The following is an 18,303-nucleotide window of genomic DNA, read 5'->3' as shown; positions in this document are numbered from 1 at the left end:
CCTTCGTTCAGAGGATTTCGAGCAGTTCGACTTCGAACACCAGCGTCGCATTCGGCGGAATCACCCCGCCGGCACCGCGTGCGCCATAGCCCAGGTGCGGCGGGATGGTGAGCTTGCGCACACCGCCGACGCGCATTCCCTGCACACCCTCGTCCCAGCCGGCGATGACGTTGCGCCGTCCGAGCGGAAACTCGAAGGGCTCGTCGCGATCCTTGCTGGAATCGAACTTTGTGCCGTTGGTCAGCCAGCCGGTGTAATGCACGCTGACGAACTGACCGGAATGGGCCGTATCGCCGTCGCCGAGCTTGACTTCCTCAATCTGCAAACCGGATTCCGTGGTAGTAATCGACATGGTCGCTCCCCTCATCAATGGAAAGCCGGAGTGTAGACCAGGCCGGCCGCCGCGGCCAGTTCGCCGGCTTCGCCTGCGCTCGACGCGGGCTTTCGCCGGGGCTTTGGGCTAAACTTCGAGGACGAAATTCCCGGGAGAGGCAAAATGGATATTCGCACGATCATCGCCCCCTCAATCAACGACCGCGACGGTCTGGAAGAGTTTTTCGAGGCCCTGATCGACCAGACGCCGAATATCGAGCGCGATATCGCCAAGCTGAAAAGCTCCCCCGAAGATCGCGAAATCATCAGCAGTCTCTTCCGCGCGGTGCACAACATCAAGGGCGACGCGACGCTGTGCAAGGTCGACATGGCAACGGCGCTGGTGCATCCGATCGAGACCGTGCTGGCACGCTTCCGCAACAACGAGATCGCCTTTACCGACATCCTCGCCGAAGCCATCCTCCTCGCCATCGACCGCCTGGAGCTGGCCGTCGAAGGGCTGCTCACCCACAAGTCGCTCGACAACCTGCGCCTGCTGCCGCTGCTCCAGGGACTGGAAAGGATGGCCATCGCAGCTGCTCCGGACATGGACGACGCGGCCGGCGAGATGATCGAGGCGGTGACGGGCTTCCGGCCGGTGGCTGCATCGGCGCTGTTCCGCGGACGCAGCTCGTCGATCTCCAGCCGCTCGAAGTCGCAGGAAGCCGACGATCTGCGCTTCTTCCGCACGCTGGCCAACCAGCTCGAAGCGCGCTCGCCACTGTTCAAGGGACGGACGACGCGCCTGCTGCGCCTGGCGAGCGAGACCAACCAGCTGCGCAACAAGCCGATCGACCCGCTGCAACTCGAAGCGGCCGTCTACATGCACGACGTCGGCATGATGTTCCTGCCGGAGCCGGTGTGGCTCAAGGTCGAACGCATGACCGACGAGGAAAAACAGGTGATGCGCACGCACCCGGACTACGCGGCCGGCCTCCTGGCACGCATGGACGGTTGGGGGCCGGCGGCGGAGATGGTCGCGCAGCACCACGAGATGCCCGACGGCCTGGGTTATCCGAACGCCCTGAAGCTGAAGCAGATCTGCGACGGCGCCAAGATCCTGGCGATCGTCGACGCCTTCGAGGCGGTCATGCTCAAGCACATCCACCGCGGCCGCAACCGCTCGGTGCTGCGCGCGATCGCCGAAATCAACGCCTGCGACAACCAGTTCGCGCCGGAATGGATCGAACCGTTCAACCAGGTGATACACAAGACCCTTGAAGCATGACGAATATCGCTCTGACGCACTCCGACACCCCGGCAAGCCCCCCCCTTTCAAGCCCATCGACTGAAGCCGACTTCGAACGCCGCTTCGGCGGCGTCCGCCGTCTGTACGGCGCCGAGGCGCTCGACCGTTTCCAGGCCGCGCACGTCTGCGTCGTCGGCATCGGCGGCGTCGGCTCCTGGGCGGCCGAGGCGCTGGCGCGCTCGGCGGTCGGCCGCATCACGCTGGTCGACCTCGACATGGTCGCCGAGTCGAACGTCAACCGGCAGATCCACGCGCTCGGCGACGAGTTCGGCAAGGCCAAGACGCGCGCCATGGCCGAGCGCATCCTGGCCATCAACCCCGCGTGCAGGACCGAGGAGATCGAGGACTTCGTCACGCCGGACAACCTCGACCAGCTGCTCGGCCGCGGCTTCGATTTCGTCATCGACGCGATCGACCAGGCGCGCACCAAGGCGGCGATGATCGCCTGGTGCAAGCGTCATGGTGTTCCGGTCGTCACCGCGGGCGGCGCCGGCGGACAGATCGACCCGACACGCATCGAGATCGCCGACCTCGCGCAGACCATCCAGGACCCGCTGCTCTCGAAGGTGCGCTCGACGCTGCGCAAGGAGTACGCCAACGACGGGTTCACGCGTGACCTGAAGAAGAAATTCGGCATCCCGGCGGTGTTCTCCACCGAGCCCTTGCGCTACCCGGAAAGCGGCGCCACTTGCGACGAACCGCCGACGCTGGCCGGGCTCAACTGCGCCGGCTACGGTTCATCGGTCTGCGTGACGGCGCCGTTCGGCCTGTTCGCGGCCAGCGCGGCCTTGCGCCACCTCGCCGGCGGCTGACGCGTTCAGCGCAACAGCAGGAGCACGGAGGCCAGCCAGCCGCAGAAGGCGACGAGCAGGTGGTAGTCCTGCAGCAGCGCCGCCGACGGATCGCCACCGCCGCCGCGCCGGTGCAGCAGATACAGGTAACGAAAAACCCCGTAGATGACGAAGGGCACGGTGAAAATCAGATTGCCGGTGCCGTGCATGGCGACGGTGTCGGCGCTCACCGTATACAAGCTGTAACTGATGATCGCGCCGCCGGCACAGATGCCGGTCAGTTCGTCGAGCAGTGTCCGATCGTAGTCGTCGAGCACCTTGCGGTGACTACCGCCGTGACCGGAGAGCGCATTCAGTTCGGCGCGCCGTTTGGCAAAGCCGAGGAACAGCGTCAGCATCAACCCGCAGAGCATCATCCAGTGCGACGGCGCGATGCCGACGCCGAGCGTTCCGGCGAGGATGCGCAGCATGAAGCCGGTCGCGACGATGAACACGTCGAGCAGGACGATGTACTTCAGGCGTAGCGAATACGCGACGTTGAGCAGAACGTACGCCGAGACGATGGCGAGCACGGCCAGCGAAGCGGCGGCGGCAAAGACCAGCGCGACGATCAGGCAGGCACCGGCGAGCAGCAGCGCCTGCGTCGGGCTGACCTGGCCTGAAGCGAGCGGACGCCTGCGCTTTTCCGGATGCTCGCGATCACGCTCGCGATCGACCATGTCGTTGAAGACGTAGATCGCCGAGGCGGCCAGCGAAAAGGCAACCGCCGCCAGAAGCACCTGATGCACGACCGGACCGTTGTTCCACACATGCCCGAAGAGCAGGCCGACGAAAACGAAGCCGCTCTTGACCCACTGATGCGGGCGCAGGAGCTTGAGGAGAAGTGCCAGCTGATTCATCCCAAAAACCTCACCGCAAAGATCGCAAAGGAAACAACAGGTGGGTCGTACTTGACCATTCACCCTGTGGGTCAAGATGAAAGACAGGTGCCGTTCGCGTAGCGCTTTGATTTTCTTTGCGAACCTTTGCGATCTTTGCGCCTTTACGGTAAAGAACCGAGTTTTTCAGGTTCATCGTTCGTCCGGGAAGTAGCGCTCGCAGAACTCGCAGCCGTGTTGCGGCAACCACGCAGGAATCTGGTAGAAACGCTCGCGCACGTGCGCGAGCACCTGGTCACGATAGACGGCGTAGTTGAAACCCTGGCCGAGGACGACGTCGAAGCGGACGCCGTGCAGTTCGAACTGCCGAAACTCCACACGGGAAAAATACGGCGCGTAGTCGGCCGCATCCGGCACATTCCTGGCGCCCTTCTGCAGGATCAGCACGTTGCGTCCGTCCTGCGCGCGCCAGTCGGTCAGGAAGTCGTCCTGGCGGGCGTGGAACGATCCTTCGCCGAAAACTGCAAACGGCCGGTTGGCGTTGTAGGCGAGCGTCGCCGAAGACGAGTAACTCCCGGTGGCGAACAGGTAATCCGCGGCGTACGGCTCAAGTTGCGCAATCACCTCGTCGGCGCGCACGGTCATCACGATGCCGTCGTAGAGCTTGTTGCTGCGCCAAAGCTGCATCGGCAGCACGCTGACGAGGATGACGATCAGCACGTGCACACCGGCAAGAACTGCCGACCAGCGCAGCAGCCGCTGCAAGGTGTCGCGCGGCACGGCGATCGCGGCCAGGACGGCGATCAGCAGAATGAAGGAAGCGAGCCAATGCAGCCCGATCGACCGCCCCAGCGACATCAGACCAAAGAGGCCGAGCGGAATCGCCATCAGCCAGAATACGGCGCCGGCCGCCACCGAGTCGCGCATCGCCAGACGCACGCCGCCGCGCTGTCGGAACAACGCCAACAACACCCACGGCGTCGCCAGATAGAGCAGAGATACCGCGTAGAGCGCCGGATTCGTCCACGAAAGTCCCGACGACATGGGCCGCGGATTGCGATTCATGAAGTTGAAGAGGACATTGACCCAGCAATGGCCGCTGTTCCACCACAGGTTGTAGATCAGCGCCGGAAGCACCGCGAGCAGGAGGAAGACAAAACCGGCCCAGCGCCCGCGGTCGCGGCGGACGAAAACGACGTGCACGAGGTACGCGACACCGAGCAGCGCCGCGAAGTACTTGCCGAGGAAGGCCATGCCCAGCAACAGCCCCGCCAGTGCGTGCCAGGCCAGCGCCCGCCGCGCGTACGCCGCAGCGCGCAGGGCCGCGACATAGGCGAGCACCGAGAGCATGGAAAAGAGGATGACCGGCGTATCGGTGGTGATCAGGACGTTCCAGACGTTGGCCGGCTGCAGCAACACGAGCACGGCGGCGCCGCGTGCCCGGTCGGCGCCATGCGGGCGCACCAGCCACCAGGCGCACGCAGCGAGGACGAGCGGCAGCAGCAACGCCGGCAGGCGCAGCAGCCATTCGGCACGCCCGAAGGCGAGCAGGCCGCTCAGCCACCAGCCGACCATCGGCGGATGGTCGTAGTACCCGCCTGCCGGATGCTCGCCCCAGAGCACGAAGTACGCTTCGTCGCCGGTCATCGGCAAGGCGACGGAGAACCACAGACGGAATACGATCAGCGCTGCCAGCCAGAACCACGGCGCACGACTGAAACCAAACGCATTCAACACGGAGAAACCACCCGCAAGGCAGACCGACCTTCTCTGTGTCTCTGCGGCCTCTGTGTTGGCGCCGTTTAGCACCTTGGGCCGGACCTACTGCGTCGCCTTGTGCAAACGGCGTTCACGCACGCCCTTCGCCAGCGTTTCCAGCACCAGGAGCGAGTCATCCCAGCCGATGCAGGCATCGGTGATGCTCTTGCCGTATTCGAGCGGCTTTTCCGGCGTCAGGTTCTGCCGGCCCTCGACGAGGTGCGACTCGACCATCACGCCGAAGATGCGATCTTCACCGCTCGCCAATTGACCGGCGACGTCCGCTGCGACGTCGATTTGCCGCTTGTACTCCTTGTTGCTGTTGGCGTGCGAGAAATCGACCATGACGCGCGAAGCGAGCGCCGCCGCCGAGATTTCCTTCGCCGCCGCGTCGACGTGCGCCGCGTCGTAATTGGGCGCCTGGCCGCCGCGCAGGATGACGTGGCAATCCTCGTTGCCGGTCGTCGACACGATGGCCGAGTGGCCGCCCTTGGTCACCGAGAGGAAATGGTGCGGCGACTGCGCGGCACGGATCGCGTCGATGGCGATGCGCACGTTGCCGTCGGTGCCGTTCTTGAAGCCGACCGGACACGACAAACCGGAAGCCAGCTCGCGGTGCACCTGCGACTCGGTCGTGCGCGCACCGATCGCGCCCCAGGCGATGAGATCGGCCGTGTATTGCGGCGTGATCGTGTCGAGAAACTCGGTCGCGCACGGCAGGCCCAGTTCGTTGATTTCGAGCAGGAGGCCGCGCGCCAGGCGCAGCCCTTCGTTGATGCGGAAGCTGTTGTCGAGACGCGGGTCGTTGATCAGCCCCTTCCAGCCGACCGTCGTGCGCGGCTTCTCAAAGTAGACGCGCATGACGATCAAGAGATCCTTCTCGAAACGCGGCACCTCGGCCTGCAATTTGCGCGCGTATTCCATGGCCTGATCGACGTCATGGATAGAACACGGCCCGACGATGACCAGCAGGCGGTCATCCGCACCGTGCAGGATGCGGTGAATCGCCTGGCGCGCGCTGTGTGTCGTCTGCGCCGCCTGAACACCGACCGGAAACTCGCGAAACACGTGCGACGGCGGCACGAGTTCCTTGATTTCCTTGATACGCAGGTCGTCGGTATTCGGTTTGCTGATCAGGTTCATTGAGCTTCCTTGGTTCCAGTTTCAAAAAAGAGAAGGGGCACGATTTTACTCGATGCCCCAGACGACGCCCTGACGCGGAGGCTAGTCGGTGCCGCCCACCGTCAGCCCGTCGATACGCAAGGTCGGCTGGCCGACGCCGACCGGGACGCTCTGGCCGTCCTTGCCGCAGGTGCCGACCCCGGGGTCGAGGTGCATGTCGTTGCCGATCATCGACACCTGGTTCATTGCGTCCGGCCCGTTGCCGATCAGCGTCGCGCCCTTGACCGGCGTCGTCACCTTGCCGTCCTCGATCAGGTAGGCCTCGGACATCGAGAAGACGAACTTGCCGTTGGTGATGTCGACCTGGCCGCCACCGAAATTGACCGCGTAGATGCCCTTCTTCACCGACTTGATGATTTCGTCGACGCTCTTGTCGCCGGCCAGCATCGTCGTGTTGGTCATGCGCGGCAGCGGCAGGTGCGCGAACGACTCGCGCCGGCCGTTGCCGGTCGGGTCGACGCCCATCAGGCGGGCGTTGAGGCTGTCCTGCATGTAGCCCTTGAGGATGCCGTCCTCGATCAGCACGGTGCGCTGCGTCGGGTTGCCCTCATCGTCGATGTTGAGCGACCCTCGCCGGTCGGGGATCGTGCCGTCGTCGATGACGGTGACGCCCTTGGCGGCGACGCGCGTGCCGACGCGGCCGGAGAAGGTCGAACTGCCCTTGCGGTTGAAGTCGCCTTCGAGCCCGTGGCCGACGGCTTCGTGCAGCAGGATGCCGGGCCAGCCGGAGCCGAGGACGACGGTCATCGTGCCGGCCGGCGCGGGTTTGGCGTCGAGATTGACCACCGCCTGATGCACGGCTTCGCGCGCGTAGCGGCGCAGCACGTCGTCGGTGAAGAATCCGTAATCGGTGCGCCCACCACCGCCCGACGAGCCCTGTTCGCGCTTGCCACCAGCGTCTTCGACGAAAACAGTGATCGAGACGCGCACCAGCGGCCGGATGTCGGCGGCCAGGCGGCCGTCGCTGCCGGCGATCAGCACGACCTCGTACTCGCCGGCGATGTGCGCCATGACCTGCGTGACGCGCGGGTCTTCGGCCCGTGCGTAGGCTTCAAGGCGTTCGAGCAGCTTGACCTTGGCCGTCGCGTCGAGCGAGGCGAGCGGGTCATGCGGCACGTAGAGCGCGTGGCCGACCATGTTCCGTGTTGCCGGCACCTTCGTCTTCCGCTTCTGCCCGGCCGCCGCGATGGCGCGCACGGCCGAGGCGGCATCGCCGAGCGCCAGCGGGCTGATGTCGTCCGAATAGGCAAAGGCGGTCTTCTCGCCCGAGATGGCACGTGCACCGAAGCCTTCGTCGATGTTGAAGCTGCCCGACTTGACGATCCCTTCCTCCAGGCTCCACGCCTCGGAGCGGCTGTACTGGAAGTAGAGGTCCGCGTAGTCGACGTCGTGCGTCATGATCGACGCGAACACCTTGTTCAGATCGGCCACGTCGAGGCCGTAAGGCGTCAGCAGGGTCTTTTGCGCCTGCACGAGCAGGGATTGGGCTTTGGCGGTCATGGGTTTTCCCGTTCTTTCAACATTTCTACAAAGTTACATTACGCGGTGCTTGAGTGCGGGCAAACTGGCGCGGACGTCCGCGATGCGCGCGTGATCGACGTCGCCGACCACGACACCCGGTCCCTTGGGCAGGCGATCGAGGATGATGCCCCAGGGATCGATCAACATGCTGTTGCCGTGCGTTTCGCGGCCGTTTTCGTGCTTGCCCCCTTGTGCGACAGCCAGCACATAGCACTGGTTCTCGATGGCGCGCGCGCGCAGGAGAATTTCCCAGTGCGCGCGCCCCGTCGTTTCGGTGAAGGCCGCCGGGATGATCTGCAGATCGACGGCGCCCTGCGCCCGATAAAGCTCGGGGAAGCGGATGTCGTAGCAGATCGAGACGCCGACGCGCCCGAACGGAGCATCGAACACGACCGGTTGCGAACCGGCTTCGATCGTCGCGCTCTCGTTGTAGCGCTCGGCGCCCTTCTGAAAGCCGAAGAGGTGGATCTTGTCGTAGCGCGCCACGCGCTCGCCCTGCGGGTCGAACACCAGGCAGGAGTTGAGCACCTTGCCCGCCTCGGCGGCGACGAGCGGCAGCGAGCCGCCGACGAGCCAGATGCCATGCTTGCGCGCGGTCGCGGCGAGAAAGTCCTGGATCGCGCCCCGCCCGTCGACCTCGCGCACGGCGAACTTGTCGGCGTCGGACAACCCCATGATCGGGAAGTACTCGGGCAACGCGACGAGCTGTGCGCCCTGCGCCACGGCCTGCGCGACGAGGCCGGCAGCCGTCTTCAGGTTCTCCTCGACGCGCGGCGTCGACACCATCTGCAGCGCCGCGACGCGGACATTGCCGCCATCGGACACGGATTCACTTGCTGGCCGGTTCATTGCCTGCTCCTTCCTCCTTGGCACCGCTCACGGCCGGCGCGTGCTGGCCCGTTGCCGGGTCATTGCGGGAAACCTTGTCGACCTTGGGATCATCCCAGGTGCCGGTAACCAGGTACTCGAAGCCGAAGATCTGGTTGAGCGGGTTCTGCAGCATTTTGTGCGCCACCCAGGTCGCCACACCGGCAACCGGATTGACGAGGCCGATGCCGAGCGCTGCCGTCCCCCCCATCTCCGGCTGCACGACGACGTTGAGCCGCTGCGTCTCTTTCTCCAGATCCACTTCACCGCGCATGACGACGCGCGCCGCGGGGCCGTCGATCTGCAGGCTCTCGGTGCGCATCACGCCGTCCTTGACCGAGAGCTTGCTGGCGATGCTGTCGAAGGCAAAGCCCGAACTGAAGACATCGCGAAAATCGAGCGAAATGCGGCGCGGCAGGCCTTGCAGGCTGATCAGGCCGAGCAGCTTTCCGGCCGCGCCCGGATCGAGCTTGAGGAATTGCCCCTTGGCCGCTTCCAGATGCATATCGCCACCCAGCGACTTATAGTCGAGATCGGCGGGCGAGTTATTCCAGCTGAGCGTACCTTCGAGATGGGCGGTGCCGCCGCGCACCGTACCGGGATAACCAACGCGCTCAAGCAGCTTGCCGACGTCGCTGCTGTTTATCGCGAAATCAAGCGCGGTCCGGCTCTTGCCGCCGCCGACCTGCCATCGCCCGCTACCGGACAGCTCGCCGTCCGGATTGCTCATCTTCACCTGGCTCAGCCGCCAGGTACCGCCTTCGTTCAGCGCGTGCAGCTCCAGGCGGCCGAACTTGCGAACGCCGAGTGCGAAGTCGTCGGCGATGACGTCGAGCGCCGGCAGCTCCTTCAGTTCGTCCACCTCCTTGTGCGCCAGCGACGCGATCGTCGGGTCCGATGGTTCAAGCCACAGCTTCTTCAGCCGCGCCGTCAGCTTGCCCCGTCCGGCCCCGTCCCAGAGCACGTCGCCGCTTGCCTGGGGCGAACTGAAATACATCTTCAGCTGATCCGGGGAAACGGGAACGACCGCCAGGTCAAAATCCTTGAAATGCCGGCCAAAGACCGTCAGTTCGCCCGTCCGGAGGCTGATCGAATCGGGCATCGAAGATGTTGAAGCGTCGCCCGGTGCTGCTTCTTCCGTCTTGAATGCCTGCCGCCAGGCGTCCAGATCGAGTTGCTTCAGCGTCACCCCGACGGCGATCCCTTTTTCCGGCAACTGCACGGGACGGCCGACGGTGACTGCGCCGCGCTCGGTGACGAAGCCCCCCTCCTGGTTGCGCCGGATCATCTGCAACGAGAGCAGACTGCCGCCTTCGCCCAGAGCGAGCGTCAGCTGGTCGCGCGCCGGCACGCTCGCGGGTTTTCCCTTGACCGGCGTCGGCGCAGGCAGGAGTTTCTTCTCGAAACGCAAGGGCAGCGTCGTACTCGCCGCCTTGGCGAATGGCGCGGGAAGCGACGACTCGAGTCCGACGAGCGTCGACTCGACGACCAGATCGGCGTCGCGCTTGTTGATCAGTATCTCGCCGCGATACGACGCGAAGCCCGAAAGCCGGTCGATCAGCGGCGACTTCACTTGTTTGCGCAACTGCTCGATGTTCGCCGTGCCGCTGGCATCGATCAGGACGCGGCCGTTCTTCTGCGTTCCACCCTTGATCTTGACCGGCCCGCCGAACAACACGCCGCTGATCTCCGGCACGCGCAGATCGTTGCTCGAGAACTTCAGGCTGCCGTTGACCTGCTGGATCGGCGGCAGTGCCGAGTCGACCGTCACTTCGTTGTTCTTGAAGGAATAGGTGCCCTCAACCTTCGATTCACCAAGCTTCGTTTCATCGAGCGGGATGAACAAATCGAGATCGAGGTGTCCATTGCCGCTGGCGCGCATGTTTTCGGTAAAACGGTCGATACGCTCGGCGACCGGGCTTTTCTCGATGAACTTGAGGAACTCGGATGTCGGCCCTTCCGCGCGCCCTTTGACCTGGAGCGTCGAGATCGGCTTGTCGAAGTCGGGAATTTCGGCGCGCGTGTTGCTGAGCTTCGCACCAAGCAGTGTGCCGCGCTGCGCCTCGACGACCATACCGTTGCCTTCAAAGCGCAAGTCGCCGTCGATGCCGTCGATACGCGGCCAGCCCTTGCCGTAGTCGAGCACGACGTCGCGCGCCTTGACGTTCACCAGGAACTCACCCTTGCGTTTGTCGAGGAACGGAAAGTCGTTGAGATCGCCGCGCAGCGTCAATTTGGCGTCGTTCGACGTTCCGGCCAGCAGCGAATCGCGCAACCACAGGCGCGCGCCCTCGCCCACCTCATGCGGCATGTAGCGCCAGACGGCGCGGGCGTCGGCGCGCGACAAGGCGGCCTTCAGGTCGATGATGCCGGGACCGCTGCCGGTGTTGCGATACTTGCCCCTGGCCGTCCCGGCCGCTTCCGGGCCGGCGAACTCGGCGCGCAGCAACTCGACGTCGAGCGCACCTTTTTCAATTTTCCAGCGCGCGTCGGTGTTGAGCGAATCGAGCTCGATCAAGGAAACCGGAAATACGCCGGGCAGGTCGAGCGTCGACTTGCGCGACTCCAGGCTGACGCGCCCCCCCGCTTCGTTCGCCTCGAACGAACCGGACAGGCCGGAGAATCCCGGGAAGTAGCCCTGCGCCTTGAGCGCCATTTGTTCGAAAGCGGCCTTGAACGAGTAGGTCTGCAGCGCTTCGGCGTTCCCCGTCCATTTTGCCGTCGCCATGCTCACCCGACCGTGCGGCGCGTACTTTTCGAGCAATAGACGTGTCCGCGCGTCGAGCGGCAGGTGCCGGGCCAGCCGCGCCAGCGCACCCACATCAAGCGTGCTGGCGCTCGCGTTGCCGGCACCACCCGCCTCCTTTGCCAACGGTTTCCAGTCGACGTGAAAGTCCATCGGTTCGATTCGCGTCGCCGGACTCACCGAATCGGTCACCCGGGTCGCCAGTTCAAGCTGCTTACCATCGACCAGGAAACCCTTCCCGGCCAGGCCGACGCGGACACGTCCGGACATGCTTTCGAGTTCCAGCGGCGGCAGATCGCCGGCCAAGCGCAGATTGACGTCGCGCAACGACACGTCACTCGTCACTTCGCGCACACGGCCTTCGGTGAGTTCAACCCAGGCACGGAAAGCCCCGTGACCGTGCGGCAGGGCGACGGGGTAATCGACCCACTGCTTCCAGACCGCCAGGTCGGCCGAATCGACTTCGGCAAAGAGCTTCCCTGACCATGCCGCCAGATGCTCGAAGCTGCGCCCGCGCAAGTCACCGCGCACGTCGACTCGCGACGCTGCAGTGCCGGGTGGCAGCGCGGTCAGCCCGAAACGATGCTGCCGTCCGTCGTTATCGAGCGCGAAGTCCACCTCTTCCAGGATGAGCGGCGCTGCCGCGCGCACCTCATCCTCCCAGACCAGCGTCGCGCCCAGAATGCGAATACGGCGCTGATCGAGTATCCAGTCCGCGATATTGCCGCCGCCATCGGTCTGGCCGAGCGGAATTCCGGCGACCAGGAACTGCCCGGACGAGTCGCGCCGAATGTTGAGTGTCGGCTCGTCGATGCGCAGAAGGCGCAGCTGGATCGTCCCTCGCGGCACCGACCACCAGGACAGGATGGCTTCGACCTCCGAGAACGCCAGCGCCGGCCGTCCCTGCGCATCGGCGACGCGCACATCGCGCAGCGTCAGATCGGGGTTGATACCGTCCCAGCTGGCTTCGACGCGACCGATGCTGACCGGCTGGCCGAGATGCTGGCTGACCATCTTTTCGATGTCGGGTCGATAGATCTCGATATTGGGCAGGATGCTATAGCGCAACAGCAGCACCAACGCGACAAAACCGAAATAGACGATCCAGAAGCCCCAGACCAGCGTGCGCCAAAGACGCGCAGCATGGCGGCTCGCGAGGAACGGCACCAATGCGTGAAAACGGTGGTAAAGCGCCGGCCGCAACTCTTCCCGGCGCATCATCAGACGATCACCTGTGGAAGTCTTTGCCTAAGTTCGGGGAGGGTCACTAGAATGGCGTGCAGCATTGAAAGCGTGGAAGGCGCAATTGTACCGGGTAACGGCTTGACCCGATGGCGCCGCCCGATTTGAAGCCGGCGTTGAAACGCGCCGGCCCCGCGGCCGGCTGGCGCAGGCACCGCCTTCGCCGCCTCGTTCAATCAGACTAAAACATGACCGACACGCCAGAACCCCACACTCCCTCGATTCCGGCCGAATGGGCGCCGGCACTGGCGCATAGCCGTTACCTGCGCCAGCTCGTAGAAACCCGACCCGAAATCACCGACTGGCTGCGCGAGCAGGCGGAGCGCGATCTGGACTTGCCGCTCATGGAGGAGTTTCTCCGGAACGAAGCCCCGGCCGACGAGGACAGTCTGAAACGCAGCCTGCGCCGGCTTCGCCAGCGCGTCATGGCGGCGCTCATCGTGCGCGACATCGGCGGCACGATTTCGCTCGCAGGGGTCGTCGAGACGATGACGCAACTCGCCGACTTCACGACCAACTACGCGCTCGACTTCCTGCATCGCCAACTCGTCGAACAGTTCGGCGAGCCGCTCGACCAGCCGGGGCGACCGCAGCGCATGCTCGTCATCGGCATGGGCAAGCTCGGCGGGCGCGAACTGAACGTCTCGTCCGACGTCGATTACATCTTCATCTATCCGGAAGACGGCGATACGGCCGGAACCCCGAACGGCGGGCGCAAGATCGAGGCCTACGACTTCTTCACCCGGCTCGGCAAACGCCTGATCGCCGCGCTCGGCGAGATCACCGGCGACGGCCAGGTCTTCCGCGTCGACATGCGCCTGCGCCCGAACGGCGACTCGGGGCCGCTCGTCTGCTCGATCACCTCGCTCGAGAACTACCTGATCACGCAAGGCCGAGAGTGGGAGCGCTACGCGTGGATCAAGGCGCGCATCATGAACACGGGCGACAACCTGCAGCCCGAGTGGAATGCGCAGCTTGAACGCATCGCGCGCCCCTTCATCTACCGCAAGTACCTCGACTTCGGCGCCATCAACGCGATGCGTGACCTGCACGCGCAGATCCGCCGCGAGGTCGCGCGCAAGGACATGGCCGACCACATCAAGCTCGGTCCCGGCGGTATCCGGGAGATCGAGTTCATGGCGCAGGTCTTCCAGCTGATACGCGGCGGCCGCGATCCGGCGCTGCAGATCCGGCCGACGCTCAAGGTATTGCCGCTGCTCGTCGCCCGCCGCCTGTTGCCGGAAGACAGCGAGACGGAATTGTTCGAAGCCTACGAATTCCTGCGCCGACTGGAACATCGCCTGCAGTACATCAACGACGCGCAGACGCACATGCTGCCGACCACGAACGAGGACCGCGCACTGATCGCCGCGTCGATGGACTTTTCCGACTGGCCGACGCTGCTCTCGGTACTTGACGTCCATCGCGAGCGCGTCGCGCGCCATTTCGAGCAGATCTTCTCGGAGCCGGAGGAAGGCGCGCACGGTCTGAGCGGGCTGTGGTTCGAACAGATCGACGGTGACGACGCCCTGGAAGCCGTCGCCGAACTCGGTTTCCGCCAGCCAAGAGCGATGCTCGATCGCCTCAAGGGCTTCCGCCAGAGTGCCAAGTACCAGCAGTTGCCGGCGCAAATCCGCGAACGGCTCGATGCGCTCGGTCCGCGCCTGATCGAAGCATCGGCGGCAACCAAGACGCCGGACGCAACCTGGCAGCGCGGCCTCGATTTCTTCGAGACGATCAGCCGGCGCGGCGCCTATCTCGCGCTACTGCAGCAGTATCCGCAAACGCTGACCAAGCTCGCTGAAATCATCGGCAGTTCGGTGTGGGCGGCCACCTACCTGACGCGCCACCCGATCCTGCTCGACGAAGTCCTCGACCCGCGCCTCTACGAGATCGCCACCGACTGGAACGGCTTCATCAGCGAAATGCAGTTCCGCCTGAACGAGTGCGTCGGCGACACCGAACGCGAGATGGACATCCTGCGCGAAACGCACCACGCCCAGGTCTTCCGCTTGCTCGCGCAGGACATCGCCGGTCTGCAGACCGTCGAGCGGCTGGCCGACCACCTCACGCAACTGGCCGACATCGTCGTCAAGACGACGCTCGACCTGTGCTGGGCCAAGCTCAAGGACCGCCATCCGCATCCCGAGCAGCCGCCGAAATTCGCGGTGATCGCCTATGGCAAGCTTGGCGGCAAGGAGCTCGGCTATGGATCGGACCTCGACCTGGTCTTCGTACACAACGACCCGGCACCCGACGTCGGCGCACTTTACGCCCGCCTCGGCCAACGCATGAGTACCTGGATGGGCAGCCAGACCTCGGCCGGCATCCTCTTCGAGACCGACCTGCGGCTACGCCCCAACGGCGACGCCGGCATGATGGTGAGCGAAATCGAAGCCTTCCGTGATTACCAATTGAACAAGGCCTGGGTCTGGGAACATCAGGCACTGACACGCGCCCGTTTCTGCGCCGGTGACGCCGAACTCGGCGCGCGCTTCGAAGCGATCCGCATCGAAATCCTGCGCCAGCCGCGCGATCTGGAAAAGCTCAAGGAGGAAGTGCTGGCCATGCGCAAACGCATGCTCGACAGCCACGCCACGAACAGCGAGGAGTATTTCGACGTCAAGCACGACCCCGGCGGCCTGATCGACGTCGAGTTCATCGTGCAATACCTGATCCTTGGTTACGCACACCAGCACGAGCGCCTGTGCGGCAACCTCGGCAATATCGCGCTCCTCGGCATCGCCGCCGAACTCGGGCTGATCCCGGCCGACCTCGCCGAAGCCACGCGCGTCACCTACCGCGAATACCGGCGCCTGCAACACGCCTTCCGCCTCGACGGCATTAGCGGCGCACGCGTCGAGCGTGACGCCTACGCCCGGCGCATCGAAACCGTACGCTCCCTGTGGTCGTACGTATTCGATTGATTTTTCGATTAATCCTGGAACTCCCTTTGAATATCCTGAAAGCCGCTCCATGACCGAACCACAAGCAGGGATCCTGCTCCCTATCCCAACGAACGCGCGCTACCTCTCCTTCGATCTCGTCAATCCCGTCAGTGTCCCCTCGTGCCTGCGCGCTCTGCGCGACTTGGCAGACGGGGAAAACACCGTCGTCGGCTTTGGCCTCACGCTCACCGCCGCCCTGGATGCGAACATTCAGGGCCTGAACCATTTTCCGTTGATTACGGCCCCGGGACTTTCCATTGAACGCGCACCGGAAGCCGTCTGGATCTGGTTGCGCGGCGACGACCGCGGCGAACTCCTGCACCGCTCGCGCCGAATGACCCAAGCCCTTTCGCCTGCCTTTGAGCTCAAGGATATCTGCGACGCGTTCAAGCATGACAACGGCCGCGACCTCTCGGGCTACGAAGACGGAACCGAAAATCCGATCGGAGAAGAGGCGGTCAGCGCGGCTATCGTCGGCGGCGCATCGGCACTGGCGGGCTCCAGCTTCGTCGCCGTCCAGCGCTGGGCGCACCGCTTCGACCGCTTTGAAGCGATGTCCGGCAGCGAGCAAGACAACACCGTCGGTCGCCGCCGCACGGACAACGAAGAACTGGACGACGCTCCGGAATCGGCCCACGTCAAGCGTACGGCGCAGGAAAGCTTCACGCCGGAGGCTTTCGTCCTCCGTCGCTCGATGCCGTGGGCTGACGGCAATGAAGGCGGCCTGATGTTCGTCGCCTTCGGCCGCGCCTTCGCTGCTTTCGAAGCACAACTAAACCGCATGGTTGGCAACGAAGACGGCGTCGTCGACGCGCTGTTCAAATTCACCCAGCCGGTCTCTGGCGCCTACTACTGGTGTCCGGCGATAAGGGATGGACAGCTCGACCTGACGCAACTCGGCCTCTGAGACTCTGGTTAACCTGAAAAACCCGGTTCTTCACCGCAAAGGCGCAAAGATCGCAAAGGTTCGCGAAGAAAATCAAAGCGCTACGCGAACAGCACCTGTCTTCCATCTTGACCCACAGGGCGAATGGTCAAGTACGATCAACCCGTTGTTTCCTTTGCGATCTTTGCGCCTTCGCGCCTTTGCAGTGAGGTTTTCAGGTTCATCGATCAGTTATCCAGCGGACTCGTGACACCACGGCCGCCCCGGTTCAAAACATGGGTGTAAATCATCGTCGTCTGCACATCCTCGTGCCCGAGCAGCTCCTGCACGGTGCGGATGTCCTGCCCGTTCTGCAGCAGATGCGTGGCGAAGGAATGACGCAGCGTGTGCGGCGTCGCCGCCTTGACGATGCCGGCACGCACCACCGCCTGCTTGACGGCGCGCTGAATCGCCTGCCCATCGAGGTGATGCCGCCGAACCTTCCCGGAACGCGGATCGAGCGACCGTTTAGCCGCCGGAAAAACATACTGCCACCCCAAGCTTTTATCCGCGTTCGGATATTTCCGCTCCAGGGCATAGGGCAAATAGACTTCGCCGAATCCTTCGGCCAGGTCCGTTTCATGCGCCGCCTTCACGGCGACGAGATGCTGCTGCAGCCGCGTGGCGACTTTCGCCGGCAACATCGTCACCCGGTCCTTGAAGCCCTTGCCGTCGCGCACGAGGATCTCGCGGCGCTTGAAATCGATATCCTGCACGCGCAAACGCAAGCACTCCATCAAGCGCAGCCCCGCGCCGTAGAGCAAGGCCGCCGCCAGCCAGGCAACGCCGTCGAGCGCGGCCAGAAGGGAGCGAACCTCATCCTCGTTCAGCACCACCGGCAAGCGACGCGGTTTCTTCGCCTGCTCCACATTGTCGAGCCACGGCAACTCGCTCCCCAGCACTTCCTTATAGAGGAACAACAACGCGCTCCGCGCCTGATTCTGCGTCGACGCCGCCACGTTCCCCTCAACCGCCAACGACGTCAAAAACGCCTCGACCTCCGGCGCGCCCATCTCGGAAGGATGACGCTTGCCATGAAACAGGACAAAGCGCCGTATCCACTGGACATAGGATTCCTCGGTCCTTAAGCTGTAGTGCTTGTAACGGATGCGCTCGCGAACACGATCCAGCAAACGCGGAGGCTGTTGAGTCATCGACGTATTTGGCGGGAAGTTTCGGAGGCCGAATTCTAAACCACTCAGATGATTTTTAAGAACTTTTTTAGAACAATCAGATGTACTTACCCCTCCTTTTAGGAGGCTCACTTAATAGTTGGGCGTCTCAATACTGAGGATCACCGCAAATGCACTGGATACTTCTGACCGCAGCGATTATTAGTGAGGTCATCGGCACATCGGCCTTGAAGGCATCGGAAGGTTTCTCGCGTCTATGGCCTTCAGTTATTGTCACCATTGGCTACGCGCTGGCCTTCTACTTCCTCTCACTCACGCTCAAAACAATTCCAGTTGGGGTGGCCTACGCAATCTGGTCCGGAATTGGCATCGTTCTAATTGCATTGGTTGCGTGGGTTCTCTATGGGCAAGCTCTTGATCTTCCGGCAATCATAGGCATGTCGCTCATCGTGGCTGGCGTTGTTGTTCTCAATCTGTTTTCCAAGTCCGTCTCTCACTCATGAACCGCCCAACCCATCATTCCACCGGACCTGCGCAAAAAGCCGCGCAGTCCGGTGAATTCAAACGTTAGGGGCGTCCTCTTGTAGCCCCGCCTCGTATGCTTCAGCCGATGTTGCCCAGGTGCGGTCCTCAACTCGTCCGAGTGCCACCTGAACCTTGGCAACGTCCTTCGGGGAAATCACCTTGACAT

Annotated in this window: 13 protein-coding genes; 5 read left to right on the top strand and 8 right to left on the bottom strand. The window is 63.8% G+C overall.

What is annotated here, in order from left to right; genetic code table 11:
• Nucleotides 1–7 precede the first annotated feature (7 nt).
• Nucleotides 8–352: an FKBP-type peptidyl-prolyl cis-trans isomerase gene (locus KBA32_RS01550; RefSeq protein WP_294354254.1), complete on the bottom strand. Its 345-nt coding sequence runs from the start codon at nt 350–352 to the stop codon at nt 8–10.
• A 144-nt stretch (nt 353–496) separates the two neighbouring features.
• Between KBA32_RS01550 and KBA32_RS01545 the strand changes: the two genes are divergently transcribed.
• Both KBA32_RS01545 and tcdA read left to right on the top strand, forming a co-directional pair.
• Nucleotides 497–1,600 carry an HD domain-containing phosphohydrolase gene (locus KBA32_RS01545; protein WP_294354251.1) on the top strand — a complete coding sequence of 368 codons (1,104 nt, stop codon included), beginning with the start codon at nt 497–499 and terminating at the stop codon, nt 1,598–1,600.
• Nucleotides 1,597–2,433 (top strand): tRNA cyclic N6-threonylcarbamoyladenosine(37) synthase TcdA, encoded by an 837-nt coding sequence (gene tcdA / locus KBA32_RS01540; RefSeq protein ID WP_294354248.1) that lies wholly within the window; start codon nt 1,597–1,599, stop codon nt 2,431–2,433. Before KBA32_RS01545 ends, tcdA begins: the two co-directional genes overlap by 4 nt.
• A 5-nt stretch (nt 2,434–2,438) precedes the next feature.
• Here tcdA and KBA32_RS01535 read toward each other — a convergent pair whose 3' ends face one another.
• From KBA32_RS01535 to KBA32_RS01510, 6 genes are all read right to left on the bottom strand, one after another.
• Nucleotides 2,439–3,311, bottom strand: a complete 873-nt coding sequence (locus KBA32_RS01535) for a decaprenyl-phosphate phosphoribosyltransferase (protein ID WP_294354246.1) — start codon at nt 3,309–3,311, stop codon at nt 2,439–2,441.
• 171 nt (nt 3,312–3,482) lie between these two features.
• Nucleotides 3,483–5,027 (bottom strand): glycosyltransferase family 39 protein, encoded by a 1,545-nt coding sequence (locus tag KBA32_RS01530; protein WP_294354243.1) that lies wholly within the window; start codon nt 5,025–5,027, stop codon nt 3,483–3,485.
• An 84-nt stretch (nt 5,028–5,111) separates the two neighbouring features.
• Complete coding sequence (gene aroG, locus KBA32_RS01525; RefSeq protein WP_294354241.1) at nt 5,112–6,191, bottom strand: 3-deoxy-7-phosphoheptulonate synthase AroG; 1,080 nt, start codon at nt 6,189–6,191, stop codon at nt 5,112–5,114.
• 81 nt (nt 6,192–6,272) lie between these two features.
• Nucleotides 6,273–7,730, bottom strand: coding sequence for a metalloprotease TldD (gene tldD / locus KBA32_RS01520; protein ID WP_294354237.1), 1,458 nt, complete (start codon nt 7,728–7,730; stop codon nt 6,273–6,275).
• Between the two features lie 33 nt (nt 7,731–7,763).
• Complete coding sequence (locus KBA32_RS01515; RefSeq protein WP_294354235.1) at nt 7,764–8,600, bottom strand: carbon-nitrogen hydrolase family protein; 837 nt, start codon at nt 8,598–8,600, stop codon at nt 7,764–7,766.
• Complete coding sequence (locus KBA32_RS01510) at nt 8,581–12,585, bottom strand: YhdP family protein (RefSeq protein WP_294354232.1); 4,005 nt, start codon at nt 12,583–12,585, stop codon at nt 8,581–8,583. The genes KBA32_RS01515 and KBA32_RS01510 overlap by 20 nt, the downstream gene beginning before the upstream one ends.
• A 209-nt stretch (nt 12,586–12,794) precedes the next feature.
• Here KBA32_RS01510 and glnE point away from each other — a divergent pair, with 209 nt between their 5' ends.
• Nucleotides 12,795–15,533 carry a bifunctional [glutamate--ammonia ligase]-adenylyl-L-tyrosine phosphorylase/[glutamate--ammonia-ligase] adenylyltransferase gene (gene glnE, locus KBA32_RS01505; RefSeq protein WP_294354229.1) on the top strand — a complete coding sequence of 913 codons (2,739 nt, stop codon included), beginning with the start codon at nt 12,795–12,797 and terminating at the stop codon, nt 15,531–15,533.
• Entirely contained in the window at nt 15,472–16,461 is a 990-nt protein-coding gene (locus KBA32_RS01500; protein WP_294354226.1) for a Dyp-type peroxidase, read from the top strand. Before glnE ends, KBA32_RS01500 begins: the two co-directional genes overlap by 62 nt.
• Nucleotides 16,462–16,667: 206 nt before the next feature.
• On the opposite strand, the gene KBA32_RS01495 is transcribed toward KBA32_RS01500, so the two are convergent.
• Entirely contained in the window at nt 16,668–17,633 is a 966-nt protein-coding gene (locus KBA32_RS01495) for an integron integrase (protein ID WP_294354369.1), read from the bottom strand.
• Nucleotides 17,634–17,782: 149 nt separating this feature from the next.
• Here KBA32_RS01495 and KBA32_RS01490 point away from each other — a divergent pair, with 149 nt between their 5' ends.
• Nucleotides 17,783–18,115, top strand: coding sequence for an SMR family transporter (locus KBA32_RS01490; protein WP_294354223.1), 333 nt, complete (start codon nt 17,783–17,785; stop codon nt 18,113–18,115).
• Nucleotides 18,116–18,303: the final 188 nt, after the last annotated feature.

Origin of the sequence: Propionivibrio sp., from assembly GCF_017995515.1 — a bacterium.
Taxonomy (GTDB): domain Bacteria; phylum Pseudomonadota; class Gammaproteobacteria; order Burkholderiales; family Rhodocyclaceae; genus Propionivibrio.
Note: the sequence above shows the minus strand (reverse complement) of the source record. Positions and strands in the feature narration are given on the sequence as shown.